25 protein-coding genes and 1 CRISPR repeat array are annotated in these 26,247 nt (G+C 53.5%); of the genes, 17 read left to right on the top strand and 8 right to left on the bottom strand.

The features are described from left to right. Positions 1-8: 8 nt before the first annotated feature. Positions 9-785 (top strand): lysophospholipid acyltransferase family protein, encoded by a 777-nt coding sequence (locus DU000_RS06850; protein ID WP_114402603.1) that lies wholly within the window; start codon positions 9-11, stop codon positions 783-785. A 4-nt stretch (positions 786-789) separates the two neighbouring features. Here the strand turns inward: DU000_RS06850 and DU000_RS06845 are convergent, their stop codons facing one another. Genes DU000_RS06845 through DU000_RS06835 form a run of 3 tightly spaced genes read right to left on the bottom strand, consistent with a single transcriptional unit; the run spans position 790 to position 3,087 of the window. Then, the gene (locus tag DU000_RS06845; RefSeq protein ID WP_205074026.1) at positions 790-1,704 is read right to left on the bottom strand and encodes a cupredoxin domain-containing protein; all 915 of its coding nucleotides are present in this window, start codon (positions 1,702-1,704) and stop codon (positions 790-792) included. Between the two features lie 58 nt (positions 1,705-1,762). Continuing rightward, positions 1,763-2,602, bottom strand: coding sequence for a symmetrical bis(5'-nucleosyl)-tetraphosphatase (locus DU000_RS06840; RefSeq protein ID WP_114402602.1), 840 nt, complete (start codon positions 2,600-2,602; stop codon positions 1,763-1,765). A 47-nt stretch (positions 2,603-2,649) separates the two neighbouring features. Next, positions 2,650-3,087 carry a universal stress protein gene (locus DU000_RS06835; protein WP_114402601.1) on the bottom strand — a complete coding sequence of 146 codons (438 nt, stop codon included), beginning with the start codon at positions 3,085-3,087 and terminating at the stop codon, positions 2,650-2,652. Between the two features lie 134 nt (positions 3,088-3,221). Here DU000_RS06835 and DU000_RS12955 point away from each other — a divergent pair, with 134 nt between their 5' ends. Both DU000_RS12955 and DU000_RS12720 read left to right on the top strand, forming a co-directional pair. Then, positions 3,222-3,995 (top strand): potassium channel family protein, encoded by a 774-nt coding sequence (locus DU000_RS12955; RefSeq protein WP_240001821.1) that lies wholly within the window; start codon positions 3,222-3,224, stop codon positions 3,993-3,995. 9 nt (positions 3,996-4,004) lie between these two features. Beyond that, positions 4,005-4,160: a hypothetical protein gene (locus tag DU000_RS12720; RefSeq protein ID WP_158529652.1), complete on the top strand. Its 156-nt coding sequence runs from the start codon at positions 4,005-4,007 to the stop codon at positions 4,158-4,160. Between the two features lie 70 nt (positions 4,161-4,230). After that, a CRISPR array of direct repeats spans positions 4,231-6,509; the repeat unit is 36 nt; unit sequence GTTCCGGCTAGTGCGCATATCTCAATGATTTAAACT. 70 nt (positions 6,510-6,579) lie between these two features. On the opposite strand, the gene cas2 is transcribed toward DU000_RS12720, so the two are convergent. The 3 genes from cas2 to cas9 are packed head-to-tail and all read right to left on the bottom strand — an operon-like array spanning position 6,580 to position 10,999. Further along, complete coding sequence (gene cas2 / locus DU000_RS06825; RefSeq protein ID WP_114402600.1) at positions 6,580-6,906, bottom strand: CRISPR-associated endonuclease Cas2; 327 nt, start codon at positions 6,904-6,906, stop codon at positions 6,580-6,582. 2 nt (positions 6,907-6,908) lie between these two features. Continuing rightward, positions 6,909-7,850, bottom strand: coding sequence for a type II CRISPR-associated endonuclease Cas1 (gene cas1 / locus DU000_RS06820; RefSeq protein ID WP_114402599.1), 942 nt, complete (start codon positions 7,848-7,850; stop codon positions 6,909-6,911). A gap of 11 nt (positions 7,851-7,861) precedes the next feature. Then, positions 7,862-10,999, bottom strand: coding sequence for a type II CRISPR RNA-guided endonuclease Cas9 (gene cas9 / locus DU000_RS06815; protein ID WP_114402598.1), 3,138 nt, complete (start codon positions 10,997-10,999; stop codon positions 7,862-7,864). Between the two features lie 236 nt (positions 11,000-11,235). Here cas9 and pheA point away from each other — a divergent pair, with 236 nt between their 5' ends. Genes pheA through DU000_RS06800 form a run of 3 tightly spaced genes read left to right on the top strand, consistent with a single transcriptional unit; the run spans position 11,236 to position 14,363 of the window. Next, positions 11,236-12,324, top strand: coding sequence for a prephenate dehydratase (gene pheA, locus DU000_RS06810; protein WP_114402597.1), 1,089 nt, complete (start codon positions 11,236-11,238; stop codon positions 12,322-12,324). Positions 12,325-12,342: 18 nt separating this feature from the next. Next, positions 12,343-13,497, top strand: a complete 1,155-nt coding sequence (gene hisC, locus DU000_RS06805) for a histidinol-phosphate transaminase (protein WP_114402596.1) — start codon at positions 12,343-12,345, stop codon at positions 13,495-13,497. Further along, positions 13,494-14,363: a prephenate dehydrogenase gene (locus DU000_RS06800; RefSeq protein WP_114402595.1), complete on the top strand. Its 870-nt coding sequence runs from the start codon at positions 13,494-13,496 to the stop codon at positions 14,361-14,363. Before hisC ends, DU000_RS06800 begins: the two co-directional genes overlap by 4 nt. Before the next feature lie 80 nt (positions 14,364-14,443). Here DU000_RS06800 and DU000_RS06795 read toward each other — a convergent pair whose 3' ends face one another. Next, a complete protein-coding gene (locus DU000_RS06795; protein WP_114402594.1) occupies positions 14,444-15,127 on the bottom strand; it encodes a hypothetical protein in 684 nt (227 codons plus the stop codon). Positions 15,128-15,279: 152 nt separating this feature from the next. On the opposite strand from DU000_RS06795, the gene aroA reads away from it, so the two are divergent. The 11 genes from aroA to cysM all read left to right on the top strand — a co-directional run bounded on the left by aroA (position 15,280) and on the right by cysM (position 25,866). Next, positions 15,280-16,644, top strand: coding sequence for a 3-phosphoshikimate 1-carboxyvinyltransferase (aroA, locus tag DU000_RS06790; RefSeq protein WP_114402593.1), 1,365 nt, complete (start codon positions 15,280-15,282; stop codon positions 16,642-16,644). 18 nt (positions 16,645-16,662) lie between these two features. Continuing rightward, complete coding sequence (gene cmk / locus DU000_RS06785; protein ID WP_192878439.1) at positions 16,663-17,319, top strand: (d)CMP kinase; 657 nt, start codon at positions 16,663-16,665, stop codon at positions 17,317-17,319. 144 nt (positions 17,320-17,463) lie between these two features. Next, positions 17,464-19,173 (top strand): 30S ribosomal protein S1, encoded by a 1,710-nt coding sequence (gene rpsA / locus DU000_RS06780; RefSeq protein ID WP_114402591.1) that lies wholly within the window; start codon positions 17,464-17,466, stop codon positions 19,171-19,173. An 80-nt stretch (positions 19,174-19,253) separates the two neighbouring features. Beyond that, a complete protein-coding gene (locus DU000_RS06775) occupies positions 19,254-19,547 on the top strand; it encodes an integration host factor subunit beta (protein WP_114402590.1) in 294 nt (97 codons plus the stop codon). 38 nt (positions 19,548-19,585) lie between these two features. Further along, the gene (locus DU000_RS06770; protein WP_114402589.1) at positions 19,586-19,912 is read left to right on the top strand and encodes a LapA family protein; all 327 of its coding nucleotides are present in this window, start codon (positions 19,586-19,588) and stop codon (positions 19,910-19,912) included. After that, entirely contained in the window at positions 19,902-21,104 is a 1,203-nt protein-coding gene (locus DU000_RS06765; protein ID WP_114402588.1) for a hypothetical protein, read from the top strand. Before DU000_RS06770 ends, DU000_RS06765 begins: the two co-directional genes overlap by 11 nt. Before the next feature lie 71 nt (positions 21,105-21,175). After that, positions 21,176-22,531 (top strand): UDP-glucose dehydrogenase family protein, encoded by a 1,356-nt coding sequence (locus tag DU000_RS06760; RefSeq protein WP_114402587.1) that lies wholly within the window; start codon positions 21,176-21,178, stop codon positions 22,529-22,531. A gap of 65 nt (positions 22,532-22,596) precedes the next feature. Then, positions 22,597-23,538, top strand: coding sequence for a D-glycero-beta-D-manno-heptose-7-phosphate kinase (gene rfaE1, locus DU000_RS06755; protein ID WP_114402586.1), 942 nt, complete (start codon positions 22,597-22,599; stop codon positions 23,536-23,538). Positions 23,539-23,567: 29 nt separating this feature from the next. Continuing rightward, positions 23,568-24,569 carry an ADP-glyceromanno-heptose 6-epimerase gene (gene rfaD / locus DU000_RS06750; protein WP_114402585.1) on the top strand — a complete coding sequence of 334 codons (1,002 nt, stop codon included), beginning with the start codon at positions 23,568-23,570 and terminating at the stop codon, positions 24,567-24,569. After that, a complete protein-coding gene (locus DU000_RS06745; RefSeq protein WP_158529651.1) occupies positions 24,548-24,934 on the top strand; it encodes a ComEA family DNA-binding protein in 387 nt (128 codons plus the stop codon). Before rfaD ends, DU000_RS06745 begins: the two co-directional genes overlap by 22 nt. A 32-nt stretch (positions 24,935-24,966) precedes the next feature. Further along, positions 24,967-25,866, top strand: coding sequence for a cysteine synthase CysM (cysM, locus tag DU000_RS06740; RefSeq protein WP_114402583.1), 900 nt, complete (start codon positions 24,967-24,969; stop codon positions 25,864-25,866). A gap of 14 nt (positions 25,867-25,880) precedes the next feature. On the opposite strand, the gene DU000_RS06735 is transcribed toward cysM, so the two are convergent. Next, positions 25,881-26,231 (bottom strand): PilZ domain-containing protein, encoded by a 351-nt coding sequence (locus DU000_RS06735; RefSeq protein ID WP_114402582.1) that lies wholly within the window; start codon positions 26,229-26,231, stop codon positions 25,881-25,883. Between the last annotated feature and the right edge of the window lie 16 nt (positions 26,232-26,247).

The raw sequence follows: 26,247 nt of genomic DNA, 5'->3' as shown, positions 1-26,247 counted from the left end.
CCAACCCAATGCGTATTTTCCTCCGGCGCTTGTCTGGTTTAACACAGCTACTCGGGTTATTGATGCTAGGTTTATTTCTGGTGACCTTTGGCTTCCCCCTGCTCCCAGAGTCAGCCCGGCTTAGCCTTGTGCGTTGGTGGTCGCGGCATATTTTGCGAATCTTCAGCATCCGCTTGCAGGTTAATCACCCCGAAGCATTGCCGCCCGGCGGCGCATTGCTGGTGCTCAATCATATTTCCTGGATTGATATTTACGTCCTGAACAGCTTCCGGCCGGTTTACTTCATTGCCAAAGCCGACATTGCGCGCTGGCCAGTGATTGGCTATCTCTGTGCCCGCACCGGCACCATTTTTATAGAACGGGGTAAACGACATGCGGTGCGGGCAGTGAATGAGAAAACCCGTCACCTATTGCAGCAAGGGGCGCGGATTGCCTGTTTTCCAGAGGGAACCACCACGAACGGCATGCACCTCTTACCCTTCCATGCCAACTTGCTACAACCCGCACTTGATGCTGGCGTGCCGCTGGTGCCTGTGGCCCTGCGCTACTTCAACGCACAGGGCCAGCTCGCCAAGGCGGTGGATTATTCCGGCCAAATCACCATGTGGCAAACCATGTGCGCCATGTGGGGCGCGGCCAGCCAAGGGGGCCTGACGGCACGGCTGGATGTGCTGCCCCCCTTTGCCAGCGCCAGCTCACGCCATGAGCTGGCTCATGCTGCGCAGGAAGCGATTGTGGCGCAAACGGGTTTCGTCGTCCACGAGCCTACCAAACCCCACGCATAAGGCTTTAGTGGCTATGCCCACCGTGGCTATGCCCGCCGCTGGCCTGTAGCGCAGGATTGGCTCTGACCACCACGCGCCCTTTCATGCCGGCTTCGAAATGGCCTGCAATCAAACAAGCGAAATCAACCACCCCGGGTTGGGTAAATTGCCAAATGAGCGTTTTCGTTTCGCCCGGCGCAACACTCAGCATATTCGGTTCATCGTGCGGCATAGCGTGCCCTTGAGCCGCGTGCTCAGCCATTTCTTTTGCGTGGGCAGCAAGCTCCTCACGCGTGCCCAACACAAACTCATGCGGCAATTTACCTGTGTTGCGGATCACAAAGCGGATCGTATCGCCCTGCGTAACCTCAATGTCATCGTGGCTGAAACGCATGGTGTCGTTCATGTCCATCGACATCGTATGCGTCACATTCGCGGCCTGCCCTGGCTCGCCAATCAGGCTGTGGCTGTGGTCGTCTGCGTGGCCAGCATAGACCCGATACGTTGCATAAGAGCCAGCCAACACCACCGCACTTGCCAGCACGGCATACAGCCAAGCGCGGCGCTGCCAGCGGATTTGCTGGATTTGTGCCAAAGCAAAAATAGAGACAGTGAAGCCCAAGGGCACGACCCACAGACTGCGCCCTGGCGAGTCAGGAAAATGTTGCAAGCCGCCGGTAAAAAAGCCAAGCCCGATTGAAAATAGCGCCCCAATCAAAATTTGCTGGAATAGCGAGCGGGCGTTTTCTTCCCCATGCTGATGATCAAGCCAAGTGCCCAACACAAAGGCCACCATACCGATGGCGGCGGTGACAAAGGAGCGGCTTTCCGAAAAGAAACCGTGGTTAACTGCCCCCGCAATAAAACTGATGCCGGCATACTTCAGCGCGGTAGCGGTGTGCAGGCGGGGGAAACTCAAGGTCGAGGGTAGGCTGGCCATAGTTAAACTCCAAAAATAGTAAGTGTGCCCACAGCAAACGGGCTGGCCCTATTTTAGGCTAACTCGGGCGTTGATGTTGGGCGCACGAAACCTGAAAAAAGTGTCGTTTGGTGACATCGCCATTAGGGCGGCAAGCCGTAAGCTGCCCCCCCCAAACGCAGCCCGTATCGAGCGCGATTAAGCCTGGCACATTGCGCAGACCCAGGGTTGACCAATGCCCGAAAACGATTGTAGTGTCCGCGCTGGCCCGCCCTGGGACTTCAAACCAAGGCAGGAAGCCCGCTGGAGCACTGCCTGCGCCTTCTTTGGTGGCGAAATCCATTTCGCCAGTTGGCCGACAAAAGCGCAAGCGGGTTAGCGCATTGACTATCGCTCGCCAGCGTGCCGCACCGCGTAAATCAGGCTGCCATTGCGCTGGCGTATTGCCATACATTTCTCGCAAAAAATCGACATAGTCTGGCCCGCGCAAGAGGCTGGCGACCTCGGCGGCATAGCCCAAGGTGTCGGCAACCGACCAACTGGGCAACACCCCGGCATGCACCATGAGCAACCGTTCGCCGTAGCACTCGCCCAAGTGGGCAAGCGGCTGGTGGCGTAGCCATGTGAGCAGCTCGTCGCGGTCGGGTGCCGATAAAATCGCTTGCAAGGTATCACTCGCATTCGCCGGGCGCACGCCCGCGGCCACCGCCAGTAAGTGCAAGTCATGGTTACCCAGCACGCATTGCACCCTGCCGCCCAAGCTTTTGAGCAGGCGCAGCGTCGCCAGTGACGCGGGGCCACGGTTCACCAAATCGCCCACACACCAGAGCGAATCTTGTGCTGTAAAGGTCAGGGTGTCGAGCAGGCGCTGTAGATCGCCACAACACCCTTGCAGATCACCAATTAAATAAGTATGCATGCCCGCATTTTACGCTGCCAACAGCGCCTTGCGGGCAACGCCACCCCCTAGCGGTAAACCAGCACCGGCAGCGAGGTATGCGCTAGCACCTTTTGAGTTTCACTGCCCAGTAACAACGCCCCGACGCCAGAGCGCCCGTGCGAGGCCATAAAGATCACATCGCAGCCTTCCGCTTCGGCGGTTTCAATAATCGCCTCATAGGGGCTGAAGGTTTTTTTCACCACCGTGGTTGCTTTAACCTGTGCCGCTTGGGCACGCTGGGTTACGGCAAGCAAGCGTGTTTGCGCGACATCTTCCATTTTTGCCAAATACACATCAAACGATTGCACCGGCACATACTCAATCGCCCCTTGCGTTGGGTAAGGGTCAATCACCGTTAAGCCCACCACTTCAGCGCCTGTGCTTTGGGCAAAGGCAATTGCCCCTTGCACGGCTTTTTCGGCCAGCTCGGACCCATCGGTGGGCACTAAGATTTTCTTAAACATGGTCTGCTCCTTATCAAGATCGTGCCCTTACATGCTAGCTGCCGGGTAAGGCTTGGATTTGATATACCGCAAAGGACAGCGGGTGGTTGCGCGTCATCATGCATGCTATTGCGCTAGATCAACCCTGACCGCCTATGACAAGCCAGCACACCCCGTTACACATCGCAACGCGTTTACTGGCCTTGCTATTAGCCACGCCCGCGTTTTATCTGTTACTCGCGCCACCCAGCCCCCGCTTGGAACTGTTGGGCGCCAGCCTATATGGCCTGCAAGCCCTGCTCTGGACAGGCTTACTCTACCCTGGCTACTGGCCGCAGGGGCAGCATCGCTGGTGGCAACAGCACGGCCTAAACTGGCTGCTTTGGCTGGGCGCATGCGGCATGGTGGCCCTGCTTTGGCTACCCCTGCCCGATAGCTTGCTTTGGCCTGCTCGGGTGCTTTACTCGCTACTCGTGTTTGTGGCGCTCTTACAGTGTGTGCGGCAACTGTTGGCCCAGCGTGGCATTAGCCTGATCTTGTTACTTGCCGTAGCAGGCATGCTGCTCGCCGGCTTGGGTTTTTATTGGCTAGAGCCAACCGCAACCAGCTACCTGGATGGACTCTGGCTCGCCTTTGTCACTGGCTCAACAGTGGGCTATGGCGACATTGTGCCTACCAGCCATGCGGCGCGCTTGCTGGCTGTGTTTACCGTGCTTTCGGGCTTTACGTTTTTATCGGTCGTTACTGCCTATTTCGCCGCTTTGCTGATTGGCGAAGATGAAAAAAAGCTCCAGCGTGAGCTGCACCACAACATGCGTACCCTGCACGCCGAAATCGCCGCCCTGCGACAAGAGATTCAGCGCTTGCCGACAGCGGCCGCAGCGCCCCCATCCAGTACAATAAAGGCTGATCAGCCAAAGACAGACTAGGAACCCGCCATGAAATTTACCGACATGCAAAAGCAGCGCGGCAAGAAAATTGAAAACCAGCAAAAACAAGCCAGCGCCCGCGATAGCAAAGGAAACGGCACCCAAAAAAATAAACCCGTCAATAAGCTATTGGCAGGGTTGATCAAGAAAAGTGATCAGGCTTAAATTCGCTTGATGAGTGCGCATATCTCAATGATTTAAACTCCAGAACCAGAACCAGAACCGAAACTAGAGTGTTCCGGCTAGTGCGCATATCTCAATGATTTAAACTGCATTGAAAAGTACGGTTTAGCTTTATCTGTTCCGGCTAGTGCGCATATCTCAATGATTTAAACTAAAACGCTTTGTCGTTCCAGGACCTCAAGCGTTCCGGCTAGTGCGCATATCTCAATGATTTAAACTGTCCGAAAGCGCCTTTCTCGTCTCCTTTGAGTTCCGGCTAGTGCGCATATCTCAATGATTTAAACTCTCAGTGTGAATGTTCATCATTTCGTTGCGGTTCCGGCTAGTGCGCATATCTCAATGATTTAAACTCAAGCGTCGGTAAAACACCATCTATTGATAGTTCCGGCTAGTGCGCATATCTCAATGATTTAAACTGCAAAACAAATTAGGAATTTCAGGCATACCGTTCCGGCTAGTGCGCATATCTCAATGATTTAAACTAGTGACTTTAGCGGCTTATCCAAAGCGCCCGTTCCGGCTAGTGCGCATATCTCAATGATTTAAACTTTAGCTGCTTTTGAGCATGCGGGATTTACAGTTCCGGCTAGTGCGCATATCTCAATGATTTAAACTTCTGGATGAGGCGTTAAATGGCGGGATTAGGTTCCGGCTAGTGCGCATATCTCAATGATTTAAACTCAAAGAAAGATTGTCTTGCGGGCGGGTAAGGTTCCGGCTAGTGCGCATATCTCAATGATTTAAACTGGCATCAATAGCGGTACGGCGCATACATTTGTTCCGGCTAGTGCGCATATCTCAATGATTTAAACTCCACTTGTCCCAGTTGTCCGTAGATGCATCGTTCCGGCTAGTGCGCATATCTCAATGATTTAAACTTCAGCCCACATTCCAGTGACAATGTTCACTGTTCCGGCTAGTGCGCATATCTCAATGATTTAAACTGTGGCCAAGCGTAACCAATTTAATCCAGTCGTTCCGGCTAGTGCGCATATCTCAATGATTTAAACTCGTTTTAACGCCTTACATTAAAGACGATTAGTTCCGGCTAGTGCGCATATCTCAATGATTTAAACTTGGGTAATCGTGCGTACATCGGTGACTTGTGTTCCGGCTAGTGCGCATATCTCAATGATTTAAACTGGGCGGAGGCGGTGGATTGCATACAGGAAAGTTCCGGCTAGTGCGCATATCTCAATGATTTAAACTCATAAAGTCAATGAGTATCGCATCAAACCAGTTCCGGCTAGTGCGCATATCTCAATGATTTAAACTTCAACCAATTGCCACGTCAGACATGCCAGAGTTCCGGCTAGTGCGCATATCTCAATGATTTAAACTTTCTGTATAAGTCGCAATTGCTTGAGCTAAGTTCCGGCTAGTGCGCATATCTCAATGATTTAAACTGATTTATCTGCTGTAATGGCTTCAGCATTGGTTCCGGCTAGTGCGCATATCTCAATGATTTAAACTGGTATTTCCAGCAACCTCGTTGCTTGACTGGTTCCGGCTAGTGCGCATATCTCAATGATTTAAACTGCTTACCTGCAACTTGTTCCATAGTCAGCGGTTCCGGCTAGTGCGCATATCTCAATGATTTAAACTCAAATTGCAAATATTGTTAACCAGCTTGCAGTTCCGGCTAGTGCGCATATCTCAATGATTTAAACTTGACGGTTTGCGTACACATCAAACACGTCGGTTCCGGCTAGTGCGCATATCTCAATGATTTAAACTCAAGATTAAAGTCGAGAGTAAAGAGAGTATGTTCCGGCTAGTGCGCATATCTCAATGATTTAAACTTTAAAGCTAACTGCTCACAAACAGATATAAGTTCCGGCTAGTGCGCATATCTCAATGATTTAAACTGTAGTCAAGCTGGAGGCAATGCCCGAATGCGTTCCGGCTAGTGCGCATATCTCAATGATTTAAACTGAGACAGGTCGAGTTCCTTAGCGAGTTCCGGTTCCGGCTAGTGCGCATATCTCAATGATTTAAACTCCCCTGAGTATTACCCAGCCGTGGATTTTGGTTCCGGCTAGTGCGCATATCTCAATGATTTAAACTTATGCAGATTTGCCACTTTGATTTTTTTGTGTTCCGGCTAGTGCGCATATCTCAATGATTTAAACTCATAAAGTCAATAAGTATCGCATCAAACCAGTTCCGGCTAGTGCGCATATCTCAATGATTTAAACTACAACTTCTGACGACGTGCGGGTCTGGATGGTTCCGGCTAGTGCGCATATCTCAATGATTTAAACTTTGTACATCGCGCACCCAAGCTACGCGCCGGTTCCGGCTAGTGCGCATATCTCAATGATTTAAACTCGCAGTGCGATAACCCCTTGATTATTCAAGGGGTTTTTCGCTTTATGGGCCATGAAAATGAGCGGCATATTTAGAAAAGGTCAAATTGATCGGGGGATTTTTTGGCGGGTTGTTTAGCTTTACCGTGAAAAGTCACAATCCGCTCATACTGTTTATCGGTAAATTGCAGTATGTTGACTTTTCCACCTTCTGGCAAGGCCATTTCCACCTGTCTGCAATAGGTATCTACTTGGGCGTAGCTGGTGCAAAAGCGCATGTATACGCTGAACTGGCTCATTTCAAAACCCAAATCGAGCAGGGTGTTTCTGAAGTCGGTAGCGGCTTTGCGTTCAGCCTTGGTGATAACGGGTAAATCAAACATCACCACCATCCACATGAGTCGATACCCCGTTAGCATGGTTAATCATCCCGCAAGCTACTGGCCAGCATCAGCGGTAGGCCTTGCAGGGGCAGGTCGGGCTTTTCTTTTTCGCCTAAATACACTTGGGCAATGGAGACTGCCAGTTTTTGTAAACACACCATCACGGGCGTGGCCCCGCTGGGCGTTTGCATATCGTCATACAGGGTGCGCACCAGTGCCCGCTTAGTGTCAGGGGTGATGTAGCTTTCGCCTTGGCTGTGTAGCTGCCATACTTTTAAATCAATCACGGGGCGGAAGGGTTCCATCACATCATCCACCAGACGCATGGCATTGCTGTCGTTGCTGTGGTGTAGCCCGATGCTGGGGTGCAAACCTGCCGCGACCACGGCGCGGGCGGTGGCGGCACGTAACACTGTATAGCCGTAATTGAGCAAGCTATTCAGGCCGCTATGCGCACCTGTGGCTTCTTGATCGCGCCGGAAATCTTCGCCAAACAGTAGTCCCCAGTATTTGCGTGCGCCATGCGCTTCAAGGTTTTCAGGGTCGCCACTTTTTACTTTGCCTGCAAGCTGATTGAGTGGTGCGGTGGGGCGGCCTGCGGCTTCAAGCGCGGCGGCTTGTTGTTCGAGTTTGCTCCGTACCAGTGCCGCCCATAAGCGTTTATGTGTGGGCTGGCTGGCGGCAATTTGTGCTTCAATCCGTTTGGCTTGATAGTGGTTGCCTTGTATGGGCAACAGCATGCCGACCGCATTGTGGTTGGCGGCGCACAGCACAAAGGGCGCCCCGCGCTCGGCGAGCGCCACCAAGAGGTTATTGGTGTAGCTCAGGCCGTGTGCATTGGCAATCACAGCGGCAATATCATCTAGCGGGACTTGGCCGAGTTCTTTGCGTTCCCCTTCGGTTTCTTGCACCACCATAAAACCGCGCGACATAAACAAATGCCGACGATCATCAGCCACTTCAACAATGCGGCCTATCATGGCGCAGGCCTTTAGCCTTTAAAGCCGGGGTCGCGTAGCTCACCGATGGGGGAGAGGGTGACAGGCCTAGCTTTAAATAACCGTAAACTATCGGCAGATATTGCTTTCTGAAAGAAAACATCATTCAGCGCAATGTCATCGAATGGCTTACCTTCTTTTTGAGCTTTTTGTGCTGCTAGCTTTGCTAAGTACCGTGCGCTGATATTGGTTTCATTCGGCTTAATGAAGGTGATCGAGCCTGAACTATTGATTTTAAGTACTTGGAGCAGCAATAAGAAACCATCTATTTCTGCGCGAATGTAGTCCCCGATCATCAAACGCATAACTAGTGGGTGCCCATTCTGGCTGCTATGTTTATTACGTAGCGCTTGCATACCCTCACTAGCATTTTTGTGTGCCCTGACGATTTGATAGGCATCAAAAGTTTTGAGTACATGCCCACCCCAGCCTGCTTCATCCGAATAAATTTCGATGCAGTAATTGCTGTTTGATAGTAATCCTTTGTAGGGTTTGTTTTGATGCCGTTGAGAAACATCTGTTATCAAGCCCTTGAACGGACGCTGTTTGTTGTGGTCGTCAGGATGGCTCCAATTTTTAGCAATAAAAGGAATGACTGTGCGATCTTTAGCTGCGCTGCGACTTTTCCCAGTGGCGCTGTAGATGGTTTCGTCAAACATTGCGCCTTCATGGCTGTGGTCGGGTTTGTGGCTGACATAAATATTTTGTACCGCCCGTTGTACGTGCTGGCGGTAGCTGGGCCAAGGGTCAGGCATGGTGTCTACCAAACGCGCTAGTCCATTTGCGCGGGCGCTGGCGCTGGCATAGGCAAATCGCTGGAGCAAGCCTTGGTCGGTGACGCCAATCACGCAGGCATCAACGGCATGGTGGCGGTGATCGTTGCGGTTCTTTTCGCCATCTAAACCGAGTATGTCATTCAGGCCAAATTTGGCGCGGAGCTGTGCCGTCATTTGTCCCGGAATCACGCGTGTGGCTTGTGGGCAAATCAGGCTGACGTATTCGCGTGCCACGCGGCTGAGGTAGCGGGTGTCGTTCAGCGCGCGGGCAAGAAAATTTTTTTCATTTTGCAGCCATTCTTCCAAAGCATTTTCAGCGAAACGTTTGCGCTTGGCTTTGGGCATCTGCTGCGCGCGCATCAGAATGTCGCTGTAGTTCACGCCCAGAGCATTGTCTTTACCAAAGGCCTCAAAGGGTGTTTGGTTGCCTTTAATGCGGTTGGCTTGGCGCATGGACACCGTTTTGTTATTCAGGCTGTCATCCAAGGTGCGAGAGAAGGGCAAGATGTGTTCGATTTCCACCGCATCACTCATTAGCATTTCAGCGCTGATTTGTACGCCCGAGTAGGGACAGCATCGATTCGCTGGATCAAAGCTTAGCTCTTCCCATAAGATCCATTTTTGAATATCTGTACGGGTCACGCGCTCTTCACTTCTATCAGGACGCATGGCGGCAATATCTTGACGAATCCGCTCATTACGTTTTTGGTTTTCGGCCTGGCGTTTGTTTTCTTCATCGCGCTGCTTTTTGCTTTGCTTGAGGTCGCGTGCCACTTCTACAATCACCTCGCTGGGGTGCCCATAGCGTTTAATGAGCGCATTCACCACCTTGCGCACTTGGTTTAAACCAATGTGTACGGTGGGGTTGGCGATTTTGCCGTAGCGTTTTTCAGGCACATCATCGGGGTTGCCCGTGCCAAAGCCCACATGGCGTTGCAGCGCCTCGCCGTAATAGGGAAGTTCGGGCAAAATTTCGCCGGTGGTACTGGGGCTAATGTGGCTGTGGTGGTCAAACCCGGCGGCTTGCGCCGCTTTGTCATAGGTAATCACCGCTTTGCGGAGCTCGGGCAGAATCTTGGCGAGGGCAGCGCGGCTGAGCGAGCCATAGCCTTCGGGGAGTGCCGCATTGGCAATAGCTTCGGCATGGGCCTCATCCACCCCTGTGTGATCCATCAGCCAGCGAATCAGCGCGCTTTCGTTTTCTTCGTTGAGAAGCTGACACACAATCCCGTCTTGCTTGGCTTCATCAAAACCAAACCAAGCGTCACCAAAATGTTTGGGGTGGCTCAGAATAGCGCTGGTGGTATTGCCTTTGAGTTCTTGGCGTTTGGGGTCTTCAAAATTAAATTGGGTTTGCCCATCAAGACCGAGCAATTTTTTAATTTGAGCAAAAGTCCGCTTGTTGTTCTGTTCCAGCGCGGTGACGAGCGCATCACGCTGCACCAGTGTAAGTGCTTCGTCTTTTAAACCTTCACGTAGTATGCGCAGGTTATTTACTTCTTGATAAATCCGAAAGCGTTGCGTACTCGGTAGGGCCAGTGGCGCACGTTCTTCAGTGGGAATCAGTGTGCAGCGGCCAGGTTTAACTGGGCGCAAATTGCGTTGGAACAGTAAAACATCTTTTAGCGTGGCCTTGGCTTGCTCGCTGTAGACGGCGGGATTTAGCGAGGCTTGCTTGGCCCAGAGCGCTTCAAATTCGGCCTCTACCATGGCGCGGTCGATGTAGAGATCGTAGCTTTTATCGATTTTGGTTTTGCCGTCTTCTTTTTGTACCTTGGTTTCGCGATACCGACCTCTTACGGGCTGACCATTGAGCATCCGCTTGTAGAGCCATTCGCCGACGGTACGCGCCTGATTGCCGTCGATTTCGCTCGCCACACGCCGAATGGCGGCTTTGAGGGCGCTGCTATCGTTTTCTTTTTTGTCGGTTTTGCGGTTACTTTTAAAGCCACGGCGTTGGTTAATGTGGAAGAGCGACCGGCCAAACTCATAAGGGCTGAGTGGTTCATCTAGGCCTTTGGCGCGGAGTTCGTAGGGGTTGAGCGTTTCCAGTGCTTTGCGCTCGGCCAGATCGGTGGGGAAAAAGCCAAAGGCAGTGAGCTGTTGCAGCATACGTGCTTTGCGTTTCAGTAAGCGGTCGCGGCGGCGGCGCATGGCACGCGCTTCGCGGCGGGTCACGGCTAATGAGGAACCATCTTTCGGGTTGCGGCCATCTGAAAAGATTCGCACACCTGCTTTTACGACGGCAAAAGGCTCTAAACGGCCTTCGGGATTGGGTTTTACACGAAGCATGGCCCAGCCAAGTGAGGTGGTGCCTAAATCAAGGGCCAAACGGTATTGCATTTTGTTTTTCATACATCTGCCTTTATGTTGTACCCAAGATTAATCAATGAATTGTTTTTTTGTGTGCTTGATTTTTACCCAAAACTAATTTACATTGCAACTTCTAAATCATTGAGATATGCGCTCTAGACGCTAACAAGCTGAAAGATGCACCAAATGGAAAGCCGCTATATGCGGCTTTCGTCTTTTCTGGCCTAGTTTTGAGGTTGTACAATCCTCTATCTTCCTTAATTCGCTGAGTACACTCCATGAGCGATGGTTGGCAAACCAAACTTTCTGAATTGCGCGTGCAAATAGACGCGATTGATCAAGATATTTTGCGCTTGCTGGCGCAGCGGGCGCAGGTGGCTGAGCAGGTCGGCCAACATAAAGCGGCCACACAAGCGCCCGTGTTTCGCCCCGAGCGTGAGGCGCAGGTGATTGCCCGCTTGCGCGAGCGCAATCCTGGCCCGCTGCACGGTGAGCATATTGAAACCATTTTTCGGGAAATTATGTCGGCTTGCCGCGCCTTAGAGCAGCGGATGTTTGTGGCCTATTTAGGCCCCGCAGGCACTTTTTCTGAGCAAGCGGTGTTTAAGCATTTCGGCCAGTCGGTCGAACTGGTGCCGTGTGCCACCATCGATGAAGTGTTTCGGGCCGTAGCGGCAGGCACCGCCGATTTTGGTGTGGTGCCAGTTGAAAACTCAACCGAGGGCGTGGTGAACCGCACGCTGGATTTATTCCTAGAGTCGCCTTTGTTAATCAGCGGCGAGATCGCCTTGCCAATTCATCATAATGTGCTCACGCAGAGCGGCACCATGCAAGGCGTGCAGAAAGTCTGTGCGCATCAGCAGGCGTTAGCGCAGTGTAATAGTTGGCTCAACCAGCATTACCCGCAGCTTGAGCGGGTGGCCGTGGCAAGCAATGCCGAGGCCGCACGCCTAGCCAGCCTCGATGCAACGGTCGCGGGCATTGCCGGCGAGCAAGCGGCAGCCCGCTATAACTTGCAGTTTGTGGCGCGCCATGTGCAAGATGATCCGCATAATCGCACGCGCTTCGCGGTGATTGGCCAGCACCAGGCCGAGCCGAGCGGGCAAGACCATACCTCGCTGATTTTGTCAGTGGCAAATAAAGCGGGTGCGGTGCATGCGTTGCTCGCGCCATTGGCCAAGCATCAGGTCTCCATGACACGGTTTGAATCTCGCCCAGCCCGCACAGGCAGTTGGGAGTATTACTTTTTTATGGATATAGAGGGCCACCAAGCGCAGCCACAGGTGCAGGCAGCGCTCGCCGAGCTGCAACAAGAGGCGGCGTATTGCAAGGTGCTGGGTTCGTATCCGGTAAAAACATTGAGCTAAGGCAAAAGGAATCTAACGATGTCGCTTTTAGATGTAGCACCAACCTATATTCGGGCGATTGCGCCGTATCAGGCCGGCAAGCCAATCAGTGAAGTGGCGCGGGAGTATGGCCTGGATGAAGCGCAGATTGTGAAGCTGGCTTCCAATGAAAACCCCTTGGGCATGAGCCCTCAGGCGCAGCAGGCAATGCAGGCTGCCATGCATGATTTAGGACGTTACCCGGATGCCAATGGCTTTGCACTGAAAGCGCTGATAAGCCAGCAAACCGCCGTGCCAGAAAGCTGGATTACCCTGGGCAACGGCTCAAATGATATTTTGGAGTTGGCCGCGCGGGCGGTGCTCTCACCGGGGCGGGCGGCGGTCTATGCCCAGCATGCTTTTGCCGTTTACCCGCTGGCCACACAGGCCACGGGTGCAGAGTGCATTGAGGTGCCTGCCCTCACCAGCGGCACAAATCGCTTTGGGCACGATTTACCGGCCATGCTGCGCACCATCAAAAACAACCCGCACACCCATCTGGTGTTTATTGCGAACCCAAATAACCCCACTGGCACGTTTATTCCCGCCGCAGAGTTGGCGGCCTTTTTGGCAGCGGTGCCGCCCACGGTGATTGTGGTGCTGGATGAAGCGTACACCGAGTATCTGCCGCCCGAGTTACGGTTTGATACCGTGGCGTGGGTGCGCCAATATCCAAACCTGATCGTCTCGCGCACGCTCTCTAAAGCCTATGGCTTGGCGGGTTTGCGCATTGGCTATGCCCTGGCACAGCCAGAGATCACCGATTTATTAAACCGAGTGCGTCAGCCCTTCAATGTGAATGCCTTGGCGCAGGCTGCCGCGTTGGCTGCTTTGCAAGATCAGGCGTTTTTAGCGCAAAGCTATGCGCTCAATCAGGCCGGGTTACAAGCAGTCGGGGCCGGCTTGGCGGCGTTGGGGCTGCCGTATATCCGCTCCTATGCAAACTTCATTTTGTTTGATGTGGACAGCCTCGCCGCTGGTGCCGCCAATGCCGGCGCGCAGGTTTATCAGGCCTTGTTAAAGCGCGGCATTATTGTGCGGCCCGTGGCTAACTATGGCTTGCCGCAGTGGCTGCGCGTCTCGATTGGCTTGCCTGAGGAAAATAGCCGTTTTCTGGCGGCGCTGGCAGAGATTGCGCAAGGGGCTGGGCAATGAGCCTCGCCCGCTTGCAGCGCGTTGCCGTGTTGGGGGTGGGCCTGATTGGCGGCTCATTTGCACGGGCAATCAAGCAGGCTGTGCCTACGCTTGAGGTGGTTGGGTTAGCCCGTGAGCCAGCGCGCCTGAGCCCCGCACAGGCGGCAAGGGTGGTGGATGACTGCCGCCCGATTAGCCCTGCGAGTGTGACTGACGTTGATTTTCTGTTGCTGGCTGCCCCCGTGTCAGCCACGCAGGCCGTGCTAGAAACGCTGGCCCCAGGGTTTTCCGCGCAAGTTGTGCTCAGTGATGCGGGCAGCACCAAGCAAGATGTGGACGCGGCTGCCCGCTTGGCGCTTGGGGCGCGTTACCCGCGCTTTGTGCCTGCCCACCCGATTGCGGGCAGCGAACAAAGTGGCTGGCAAGCCGCCCAGGCAGGGTTATTTGTCGGGCGGCGGGTGATTCTTACCCCGACCCCCGAAACCGATGGCGCCGCGCTAGCGCTGACCCGTGCGGTGTGGGAAGCCTGCGGCGCACAGGTGAGTGAGCTCGGGGTGCATGAGCATGACGCCGTGTTTGCGCAGGTCAGCCACTTTCCGCATTTTTTGGCTTATGCCTATATGCAGCAGATTTTGCAAGCGCCCAATGCCGCCACTCTACTGGCGCAAGCAGGCACGGGCTTTCGTGATTTCACCCGCATTGCGGGCAGTGAGCCGAAAATGTGGGTTGATATCAGCTTGGCGAATCGGGCGAATGTATTGCAATGTGCGCAGGCTTTTCAAGCCAGCTTGGGTGAGCTAATCGATTTATTGCAGGCTGGCGATAGCGCTGCCTTAGAAGCACGGTTTACCGAAATCAGCGGCGCTCGCCGCACTTGGCATTTGTAATCTTCATGCACTCGGCTGCGCCACGCTTGCCGGGGTGGTGCAGCCGGTATGAGGCATTGCCATGCAAAAGCTCTTGGCACTCAGAAAAATTTGCCGTGTTTTTCTAAATGCTCTTTGAGGTTGGTCAGCTCAATCACCACATTAAATGAAAACCCTTGGCGATTAGTATCTTCGGTTAACAGCAACAGCTTGTCGAGATAATCAATCGTATCTTTGGCGTGTTGGTGCATCAGCTCTATCCGATTAAAGATACGCGGATGCAATTTGATGGTGTGATGCGGTTTGAGGTGATCAGGCAGTTTGTTGAAAAAGGCTTCGGCGAGGTCCGTGAGTTTTTCGCTGATACTCAAGCCCGCCATTTTCTCTGGTTTGGCGGGGCTGGGTGCGGGCTGCTTGGCTGCGGTGTTTTGCTGAGCGCCGGGATGATGAATCAGGCTGGTATCGGTGATGGTGTTGTAAAAGTCGGCTGAGCCGGTTTCTTCAACCACACCGTCATACATGATGGAATCGGTAAAATCACCCCATGGTGCAACGGGGGTCGGGTCGGGAATTAATTTTCGCTCGACGATCAAGCCCGCTTTTTCGAGCTGCCAAATATCATCCGCCCCCAGGCCAAACTTTTTTGCATAGCTGCTCAGTTGCTCAATGGTGCGTTTGCCATCTACCTGTAACAAAATAGCCCGCAAACGCGGGTCAAGTCGCACTTCTAAAGAATGGCTATATTGCTCCCCTTTTGGGGTTAGCTCAAAGACTTCAAAGGGCATGGTCAATTATCCAAAAAACAAGGGAATGACGGAAAAAGCGTCAGCCGGGACAGTTAGAATAACGAACTGATTCAATCTTTGCAGTAGTTTTACCGCATTGCTGGCGCGATTTGTCGCTGCGGTGGCTGCTGGACTCTCTTTTTGGCTGCTTTATGTCGCATTCTCACGATAATTTGAGCTATCTGGTGCAGCCAGGTGGCACCGCTACTGGGACGTTTCGCGTGCCGGGCGATAAATCTATTTCTCACCGCGCCATTATGTTTGGGGCGATTGCCGAAGGCACTACCGAGGTAACGGGCTTTCTGGAAGGCGAAGATGCGCTTTCAACCATGCAAGCCTTTCGCGCCATGGGCGTGCCAATCGAAGGCCCAACCCAAGGGCGTGTGGTGATTCATGGGGTGGGGAAACACGGTCTGCAAGCACCTACTCAGCCGCTAGACTGCGGCAACGCTGGTACCGCCATGCGCCTGCTCGCAGGCTTACTGGCCGGGCAAAACCTGGCCGTGACCTTGATTGGTGATGCCAGCTTGAGCAAGCGCCCGATGCGCCGTGTGACGGTGCCGCTGGGCTTGATGGGGGCGCAAATCGACACAGCAGAGGGTGATCGCCCACCCCTGCAAATTCGCCCAGTACCGACGTTGAAAGGGCTTCACTACACTTTGCCCATGGCCAGTGCGCAGGTTAAGTCAGCCTTGCTGCTCGCAGGTTTATATGCAGAAGGGGAAACGGTCGTAACCGAGCCCGCCCCTACGCGTGACCATACGGAGCGGATGCTGCGGGCCTTCGGCTATGCCGTCGTGGAACAGCAGAGTGCCCAGGGTAAGCAAATCAGCGTACAGGGCGGGGGGCAGCTCAAGGCAACGCAAATTGATGTGCCTGCCGATATTTCTTCTGCCGCCTTTTTTATGGTGGCGGCTGCCATTGCGCCGAATGCCTCGGTGCTGATTCAGCATGTGGGTATCAACCCCACCCGGACCGGGGTCATTGATATTTTGCAGCTCATGGGTGCGGACCTGACCCTGGAGAATGTCCGTGAAGTCGGCGGCGAGCCGGTGGCAGATATTCGCGTGCGCTCTTCGGTGTTGCGCGGCATAACGATTCCCGAACACCTGGTACCGCTGGCGATTGATGAATTTCCGGTGTTGTTTGTCGCTGCTGCTAATGCGATTGGCACCACGCTCCTGACGGGCGCCGCCGAGTTGCGGGTGAAAGAGTCGGACCGGATTCAGGTCATGGCCGATGGCTTACGGGCGCTGGGGGTTGAGGCAGAGCCACTGCCCGATGGGATGCGGATTGTCGGTTTGGGCCAACCTAACCAGCCGGTGGGGACAGCAAAGTATCAGGGCGCCACCATTCACGCGCAGGGCGATCATCGGATTGCCATGTCCTTTACGGTAGCGGCGCTGTGTGCCAAGACGGCGATGCAGATTCATGATTGTCAGCATGTGGCGACCTCATTCCCAGGGTTTGCGCAGCTGGCGCAGCAAGTGGGTATTCACTTGCAAGTTAGTGCCTGATTGGCAAAGGGTTTGGGAATGTCTTGGATTATTACCATAGATGGCCCCACGGCCTCCGGCAAGGGCACCGTGGCACATTGGGTTGCCGATAAGCTGGGCTTTCATGTTTTAGACAGTGGCGCGCTCTATCGGCTTACAGCGCTGGCGGCCTTGGAAGAAGGGGTGGCTGCGGATGATGTGCCGAGTTTGACTGATTTGGCGGCAAATTTGCAGGTGCAGTTTGCCGATTACCGGGTTTGGCTCAATGGCGTAGAAGTCAGTGATGCGATTCGGGCTGAACAGGTCGGTAATTTGGCGTCGGCGATTGCCGTGCATGCGCCGTTGCGGGCGGCGTTGGTGGCCCGCCAGCGGGCTTTTGCCCAGCCGCCTGGCCTGGTCGCAGATGGCCGAGATATGGGTACGGTGATCTTTCCGGAAGCAGATTTGAAAGTATTTTTGACGGCAAGCGTCGAAGAGCGCGCACGGCGACGCTATAACCAGTTGATTAATAAAGGGATTTCTGCTAACGTAGATGCCCTTTTGCTGGACTTGCAACAACGTGATGAGCGGGATCGCACGCGGGCAGTGGCGCCATTGGTGCCGGCGCCTGGGGCGGTGCTGCTAGATACGAGTGCAATGTCAGCCGAAGATGCGGCCGAATTTATTCTGGCCCAGTTTGCGCAGCTTGATGCCTAGCGTTTGGCATCGGGGTGCGAAACAAGGTCCAGTCCCTTCCTGCGTTGCAAATTGCGTTGTGATGGTGTGCTGGTTTTTTAACTTTTTTATTGTTAACACCCGCCGGCAGCCGATGGCCTGCTTGAGTGGAGAGAAAGTCTGATTATGTCTACAGTTGTATCTGCCCCCGTTTCTGGTGCTGAATCATTTGCTGCTTTGTTTGAGGAAAGCTTAGCCCGCAAAGAAATGCGCGCTGGTGAAGTGATTACGGGTGAAGTCGTGCGTATTGACCACAACTTTGTGGTGGTGAATGCAGGATTGAAATCGGAAAGCTATATTCCGGTAGAAGAATTTTATAACGATGCTGGCGAGTTGGATGTCAACATCGGCGATTACGTGAGTGTGGCGATTGATTCGCTCGAAAACGGCTATGGCGACACCATTTTGTCCCGTGATAAAGCCAAGCGTTTGTCTGCATGGCTGAGCCTAGAAAAAGCGCTGGAATCAGGCGAACTGGTCAGTGGCACGGTCAATGGCAAAGTCAAGGGCGGCCTCACTGTTCTGACTAACGGTATCCGTGCATTCTTGCCCGGTTCACTGGTGGATGTGCGTCCGATCAAAGACACGACCCCCTATGAAGGCAAAACGATGGAGTTTAAGGTGATTAAACTCGATCGCCGTCGTAACAACGTCGTGCTGTCACGCCGTGCTGTGGTTGAAGCCAGCATGGGTGAAGAGCGTCAGAAATTATTGGCTAACCTCGGTGAAGGTACCGTGGTTAAAGGGATCGTTAAAAATATCACCGACTACGGCGCGTTCGTGGATCTGGGGGGGATCGACGGTCTGTTACACATTACCGATTTGGCCTGGCGCCGTGTCCGTCACCCTTCCGAGGTGTTGACAGTCGGTCAGGAAATCGAAGCCAAAGTATTGAAGTTTGATCAAGACAAAAACCGCGTATCACTCGGCATCAAACAGCTGGGTGATGATCCCTGGGTTGGTTTGGGCCGCCGTTACCCCACGAGCACCCGCATGTTCGGTAAAGTCACGAACCTCACCGACTACGGCTGCTTCGTTGAAATCGAGCAAGGCATTGAGGGCTTGGTACACGTGTCTGAAATGGATTGGACTAACAAGAATGTCGCCCCCGGCAAAATCGTTCAGTTGGGCGATGAAGTCGAAGTCATGGTCTTGGAGATCGATGAAGAGCGTCGCCGTATCAGCCTCGGCATGAAGCAGTGCAAGCCTAATCCTTGGGATGAGTTTGCGGCTGGTCACAAGAAAGGTGACAAAGTCACTGGCGCGATCAAGTCGATTACTGACTTCGGCGTGTTTATCGGCTTGCCTGGCGGTATCGATGGCTTAGTCCATTTGTCTGACCTGTCCTGGAACGACACTGGCGAAGCGGCAATTCGTAACTTCAAGAAAGGCGAAGAGCTGACTGCCGTTGTGTTGGCGATTGACGTTGAGAAAGAGCGTATCTCCCTCGGCGTGAAACAGTTGGAAGGCGATCCTTTCAATAACTTCGCCGCCACGCATGACAAAGGCGCACTCGTGACTGGAACCGTTAAGGCGGTGGATGCCAAAGGCGCAACCATTCAGATCACTGACGAGGTAGAAGGCTACTTGCGTGCTTCTGAAATCTCGACCGATCGTGTGGAAGATGCACGTAATGTCCTGAAAGAAGGCGATAGCGTTGAAGCGATGATTGTTAACATTGATCGCAAAGGCCGTTCGATCAATCTGTCGATCAAAGCGAAAGACAATGCAGACACCAGTGAAGCGATGCGTAAAATGGCTGACAATCAAGCCGCCACAGGCACCACTAACCTGGGCGCACTGTTGAAAGCCAAGTTGGACAACGCGCAGCGTTAATCGACGCTGACCTTAAAGGTAAGAAACTGACTTACCCCCCATCTGGGTCTACAAGCCGGGTTGGGGGGTATTTTTTCAGTATGACAAAATCAGAATTAATCACTCGATTGGCTGAACGTTATCCCCACCTCCTGGCGAAGGACGCGGAGGATGCCGTTCGCACCTTATTAGAAGCGATTTCACAAGCCTTGGCACGCGGTGAACGGGTAGAGATACGCGGCTTTGGCAGCTTTGTGATTAATCACCGGCCACCGCGGATTGGCCGTAATCCGAAGTCAGGAGAAAAAGTCAGCGTTCCTGGCAAGCGGGTTCCTCATTTCAAGCCCGGTAAAGAGTTGCGAGAGAAAGTCGATTTGCTCGCCGGGGGCAATTAGTTGCAGATGGCCTGTGTACACTGTCCAGAAAGCGTGTCATGCGCTGGTTCCTAACGCTGAGTAAACTACTCGCTTTTTTTCTCTTGTTTGTGTTTGCCTTGCAAAACACACAAGTGGTTCAGCTCACCTTTTTTTCTATCTGGCACTGGCAAGCACCGCTGGCCTTAGTGTTATTCAGCTTTTTTGTATTGGGGGTTGCGCTCGGTATTCTGGCTTTACTGCCGCGTCTCTGGCACTGGCGTCGCACCAGCCGCAAATGGCAGGCGCAGGCGGAACAGCCGGTACCACCGTCAGCCACTGAGCCCGCCCTCGTGCCGCCAGCGGCCCGCACCGATATCCAGGAAGGGAATCCCCATGGCGTTTGAGTGGTGGTGGTTATTAATTTTGCCGCTCTTGTTTTTGTTGGGTTGGCTTGCGGGTCACTTGGATAAGCGACATAGCCAGCGCGAGCAAGAAGCCTTGCCTCGGGCCTATTTTCGCGCCCTAAATCATTTGTTAAACAATGAATTCGACTTAGCTGCCGATGCGTTTATTGAGGTGGTGAAGTTAAAGCCAGAAATGGTGGAGCTGCATCTGGCCTTAGGTAATTTATTTCGACAGCGCGGTGAGCCTGATCGCGCTTTACGAGTCCATCAAAACTTACTCGATCGTCCCGATTTGTCGGCTTTGCAGCGTGAACATGCGCAATATGAGTTGGGGCAGGATTTTATCAAAGCGGGCCTATTAGACCGCGCTGAAACTTGTATGTTGGCGCTGCAAGAGAGTCACTATGCGGTGCCAGCCAAACGGGCGCTAATGCAAATTTATCAGAGCACCCGTGATTACGCGCGGGCTTTGGAAATGGGCTTGAGTATTGCGGCACAGGGCGATGCTTCTGCCAGCGCGTCAACACCGGAGTCTCCCCGTTACAGCCAGCTACGCTTGAGTCATTTGGCCTGTGAGCTGCTGGAGCAGGCTTGGGCAACCCTGAGCCCGGCGCAGCGACAAGAAAAAATCACCTTGGCCCAACAACTGGCACCGGATTCTGCTCGTCCCTGGTTGATACAAGCGCGACAGTCAGCCGAGCAAGGTCAATGGCCCGACGTCTTGGCGGCTTGGAAAAAGTTGGTCCAATTAACCCCTCAGCTTTTAACCTTGCTGCCCCGCGAGTGGCAGCACTGGCAGCGTTTGCCGGGCTTTGACGCGGCGCCAGTTCAAGCCACCTGGGCGACGCAATTAGTGGAGTGGCAGCAGACCTATCATTATGTTGAATTGCTTGATTTAATGTTGCGCCACCCGCTGTTACAGGAACAGCAGGCCGCGCTGATCCAGGCGGCGCTGGCCAGCAAGCCGAGTGCTGCACAGATCTTACGAATTTTGCAAGCGCAATTGCCTGGCATGACGGCGGCTGGTAGTGAGGCCGTATCGACGTTATTGCCTCGTTGCATCGAAGCCTTGGCAAAAGAAGCGCAGCGGCAACCGCAATATGTCTGTAGTCATTGTGGGTTTAAATCGGTACGTCATTATTGGCAGTGCCCAGGTTGTCAACATTGGGATACGCTCGCTTCAGCGCAATGAGCGGGCGCAGAGATTAAAATCCATGATTCAGCCGGTTGGCGTCATGACGGCAAGTAAATAAGGAAACGCGAATGAAAGTTACAGTGGTTGGGAGCGGCTACGTGGGTTTGGTGACGGGCGCTTGCCTGGCGGATGTGGGTAATCAGGTGCTGTGCTTGGATCTGGATGCGCGCAAGATTGAAATCTTGAATCAGGGCGGTATTCCGATTCATGAGCCAGGCTTACTCGAAATCGTACAACGCAACCGCTTGGCAGGCCGGCTGAGCTTTACCACCGATGTCGCCGCCAGTGTGGCGCATGGCGATATTCAGTTTATTGCGGTGGGCACGCCGCCGGATGAAGACGGCTCTGCGGATTTGCGCTATGTCGTCGCGGCTGCCCGTAATATTGGTAAGCATATGACCGGGTTTAAGGTGATCGTTGATAAATCGACGGTGCCCGTTGGCACGGCGGATAAAGTGCATGCGGCGATTGCCGACGAGTTAACACAACGCGGCACAGCGCTGGATTTTGCGGTTACCTCGAATCCTGAGTTTCTCAAAGAGGGTGCGGCCGTCGAGGACTTTATGCGGCCCGACCGGATTGTCGTCGGTATTCCCACAGGGGAGGTCGGCGAACGCGCCAGAGCGATGATGCAACAACTCTATGCGCCGTTTCAACGCAACCATGACCGCACTTTGTTTATGGATGTACGCTCTGCGGAGCTGACGAAATATGCGGCCAACGCGATGTTGGCGACTCGCATCTCGTTTATGAATGAGCTGGCTAATTTGGCCGAAACCTTGGGTGCAGACATTGAGCTGGTACGTCGTGGGATTGGCTCTGACCCTCGGATTGGCTATCACTTTCTGTACCCCGGCACGGGCTATGGCGGTTCTTGCTTCCCCAAAGATGTCAAAGCCTTGATTCGGACTGCCCAAGAGCATGGCCATGCCGCAACCCTATTGAATGCGGTGGAAGAGGTCAACGACACGCAAAAAAGTGTGCTCGTACGTAAAATCGAAAAACACTATGGTAATGATTTGAGCGGCAAACACTTCGCCATGTGGGGGCTGGCGTTCAAACCGAATACTGATGATATGCGCGAAGCCCCAAGCCGAGTGGTGTTACAAGCGCTGGTTGAGCGTGGCGCCCGCGTAACTGCGTATGATCCGGTAGCGATGGAAGAAACCAACCGGGTGTTGGAACTCGACTTTGCCGGTAAGCCCGCACAGCGCGCCGCAATTGCCCTGGCACAATCGGCGCAACAAGCCCTGGAAGGCGCCGATGCGCTGGTCATCATGACCGAGTGGTCGCATTTCCGTAGCCCCGATTTTGCTGCGATTAAAGCTGCCTTGAAAGCCCCAGTGATCTTTGATGGCCGTAATTTGTTTGACCCGGCTTATGTCAGAGGCGAAGGGTTTGCGTATTTTGCGATAGGGCGCTAAGTTGATGAAGGTGCTTGTTGGCCAATCTCTCCACTGTGTGATAACGCTTGTCCCGAATTGTCTGTATGAATAAACCCGAACTCGCCCAGGCCCGCGTCTTAGTCGTGGGCGACATCATGCTCGACCGCTACTGGTTTGGCGATGTTGACCGCATTTCGCCTGAGGCCCCCGTCCCCGTTGTTCGTGTAAGGCGTACTGAAGATCGCCTTGGTGGCGCGGCGAACGTGGCGCGCAACGCAGCCGCCTTGAGCCACGCGGTGGGCGGGCAAACGGCGCTGATGGGCGTGGTTGGGCAAGATGAAGCGGCTCAGCGGATTCAGCAGTTATTGAGCGAGTCTGGCGTGCAAGCCTATTTGCAGCAAGATGCAGAGCTACCCACCACGATTAAACAGCGGGTGCTAGGACGACAGCAGCAATTATTACGGATTGATTTTGAAGAGTCCCCTAGTCGCGATATCTTGCTCGACAAACTAACGGAATTTGAAAAGCTGCTGCCGCACTATGACGTGGTTGTGTTGTCTGACTATGGCAAAGGAGGCTTGCAGCATATTGCCCGCATGATCACCCTGGCGCGTGCTGCCAACAAGATTGTTTTGGTTGATCCCAAGGGCGATGATTATCAGCGCTATCGTGGGGCCACGTTACTCACGCCCAACCGTGCTGAGTTAAAACAAGTGGTCGGCACCTGGAAAACGGAGGCCGAGCTTTATGCGAAAGCAAGTCAATTGCGACAAGAGCTGACTTTGGATGCGCTGTTAGTGACCCGCTCAGAAGAGGGAATGACGCTCTTGAGTGAGGCTGGTGTGGTGCATGTGCCAGCGCAGGCGCGGGAAGTGTTCGATGTCTCCGGTGCCGGTGATACCGTGATTGCGACCTTGGCGGTGATGTTGGGTAGCCAAGTGTCTTTGGTGGAAAGTGTACACTGGGCAAATAAAGCGGGCGGTATTGTTGTTGGTAAGCTTGGTACAGCAGTCATTCAGCCAGACGAGTTGTTTGCACTAGCGTAAGTCAAGAACGGACAAAGGAAGATCAAACGATGACGATTATTGTGACTGGCGCAGCCGGGTTGATCGGAAGTAACCTCGTACACGCCCTGAATGCGCGGGGTGAATGCGATATCTTGGCCGTTGATAATTTGACGCGAGCAGATAAATTCTTGAATATCGTTGACGCGGAGATCAGTGATTATCTGGATAAACAGGACTTTCTTGAGCGCTTGCAGCGGGGGCAATTTGGGGCGGTTCGGGCGATTTTGCATCAAGGCGCCTGCTCGGATACGATGGAGACCAATGGCCGCTACATGATGGAAAACAACTATCGTTATTCGCATGCGCTGCTCGACTACTGTTTGCGGACACAAACCCCCTACTTATACGCCTCCTCAGCAGCGACCTATGGGGCGGGCACCATTTTCAAAGAAGATCGCCAGTATGAAAAGCCGCTGAACGTCTATGGCTATTCCAAATTCTTGTTTGATCAAGTGGTGCGGCGTCACCTTGGCCACGCTAAGAGCCAGATCGTCGGTTTGAAATATTTCAATGTCTATGGCCCGCGTGAGCAGCACAAAGGCCGCATGGCCTCGGTCGCTTTTCATAACTTCAATCAATTTCGTGCCGAAGGTAAAGTGAAATTATTTGAAGGCTATGATGGCTACGTGAATGGCGGCCAAATGCGCGATTTCATTTCGGTTGAAGATGTCGCCAAGGTCAACCTGCATTTCCTCGATAACCCAGATCTTTCCGGTATCTTTAATTTGGGCACTGGGCGAGCCCAGCCGTTTAATGATGTGGCGCAAACAGTCGTCAATAGCTTACGTGTTGCGGTCGGTAAACCCGCGCTAAGCTTGAGCGAATTGGTCGCACAAGGCTTAATCGAGTACGTCCCTTTTCCTGATGCACTCAAAGGAAAATATCAAAGTTTCACCCAAGCGGACATGACTCGCCTGCGTACCGAGGGTGGCTACCAGGCTAATTTTCTCGATGTTCAAGCCGGCGTCAGCCGTTACGTGCAATGGTTGTGCGCGCGTCAACCCGCATGAGTATGCGGCTGGCCCGATGCCGCAAGCCCTGCAAAGATGGGCGCGGTGCGGTATGGTTGGCATTGGCACTCAGCCTGTCAGCACAGGTTAGCGCACAAACCGTGAGCGCGCCGGTGTCGACGAGCGTGGTTATGCGGGTGAATGTGAATACCGCCGATCAGGGACAATTAGAAGTAATACGCCAGATTGGCCCCGCGCTGGCAGCCCGGATTATTGCGAATCGTACTGCCCAGGGGCCTTTTGATTCAATCGAAGCGCTGGCGCAGCGGGTGAAAGGCATTGGCCCCAAAACGCGTCAGCAACTGGAAGCAGCCGGCTTATGCGTGGCGTGTGAAACCATCATTCCACTCCAGCCTCTGCCCTGATTGTTGATTCATAGAGAAAGAATGAACCGCTTATGTATTTGACCATAGAGGACACCATTGGGCAGACGCCATTGGTTCGGTTGCAACGGATTCCTGGCGTTGCCAATGAACAGCGTGGCAATCTGATTTTGGGCAAACTAGAGGGCAATAATCCGGCGGGTTCGGTCAAAGATCGCCCTGCGATTTCTATGATTAAGCACGCTGAAGCGCGTGGCCAGATCAAGCCGGGTGATACCTTGATTGAAGCCACCAGTGGTAACACCGGGATCGCACTGGCCATGGCGGCTGCCATGCGCGGCTACAAAATGGTACTGATCATGCCCGAGCATTTAAGCATTGAGCGTCGCCAGACCATGCGCGCCTTCGGTGCAGAGATTATTCTGACCCCCGAAAAAGGCGGGATGGAATATGCCCGTGATTTGGCCGAGAAAATGCGTGATGAAGGCCAAGGGGTGATCTTGGATCAGTTTGGTAACCCCGATAATCCGGCGGCTCATTATCAGGGAACAGGGCCAGAGATTTGGCGCGATACACGCGGCACCATTACCCATTTTGTAAGTGCGATGGGAACCACCGGCACCATCATGGGAACTGGGCGCTATCTTAAAGAGCAAAATCCGTCGATACAGATTATTGGCGCTCAACCCGAGGACGGCTCTCAGATTCCCGGTATTCGCAAATGGCCAGACGCGTATTTGCCCGCTATTTTTGAGCGCGACCGGGTGGATCAGATCTTGACTGTAAGCCAGCGTGAGGCCGAAATCATGGCACGTCGGATGGCTGCCGAAGAGGGCATTTTCTGCGGTGTGTCAGCAGCAGGGGCGCTCTGTGTGGCCTTGCGCATTGCGGAGCAGGTAGAGCAAGCAACGATCGTATTTATTGTCTGTGACCGTGGCGATCGCTACCTGTCAACAGGGGTGTTTCCAGCCTGAGCGTCGTAAGGTGTTTACACCATGGGGTTATTCAGTTTACTAACCCAGGTTTTGATGACCGCTTTATGGTTGATATCAATTTCGGTAAATTTGACCCCGATTTTGTAACTCTCGCCGCTTAAAATTGTATGGACGACCACGGCTTTGATGGGCGCATGAATCCAGCGTGGTGAGCCATCTGGATGCGGTATTTCGAGTACCAACTGCATTTGCTGGCCGAGATTGAAACGGGATTCCGTCACCGCGCCGACGCCACCCTCAGAAATATTGATAATTTTTAAGGGCGAATACTTCCCGACTGCGACCAGATACGCAGCACGCCAGACAACATTGGCACGGGGGAGTTGGCGGTTTTCAATACCCATAGCTTATTTTAACCTT

It is taken from the genome of Parvibium lacunae (assembly GCF_003335215.1).
Lineage (GTDB): Bacteria > Pseudomonadota > Gammaproteobacteria > Burkholderiales > Burkholderiaceae_D > Parvibium > Parvibium lacunae.
This window is presented reverse-complemented; position numbering and strand designations above follow the sequence as displayed.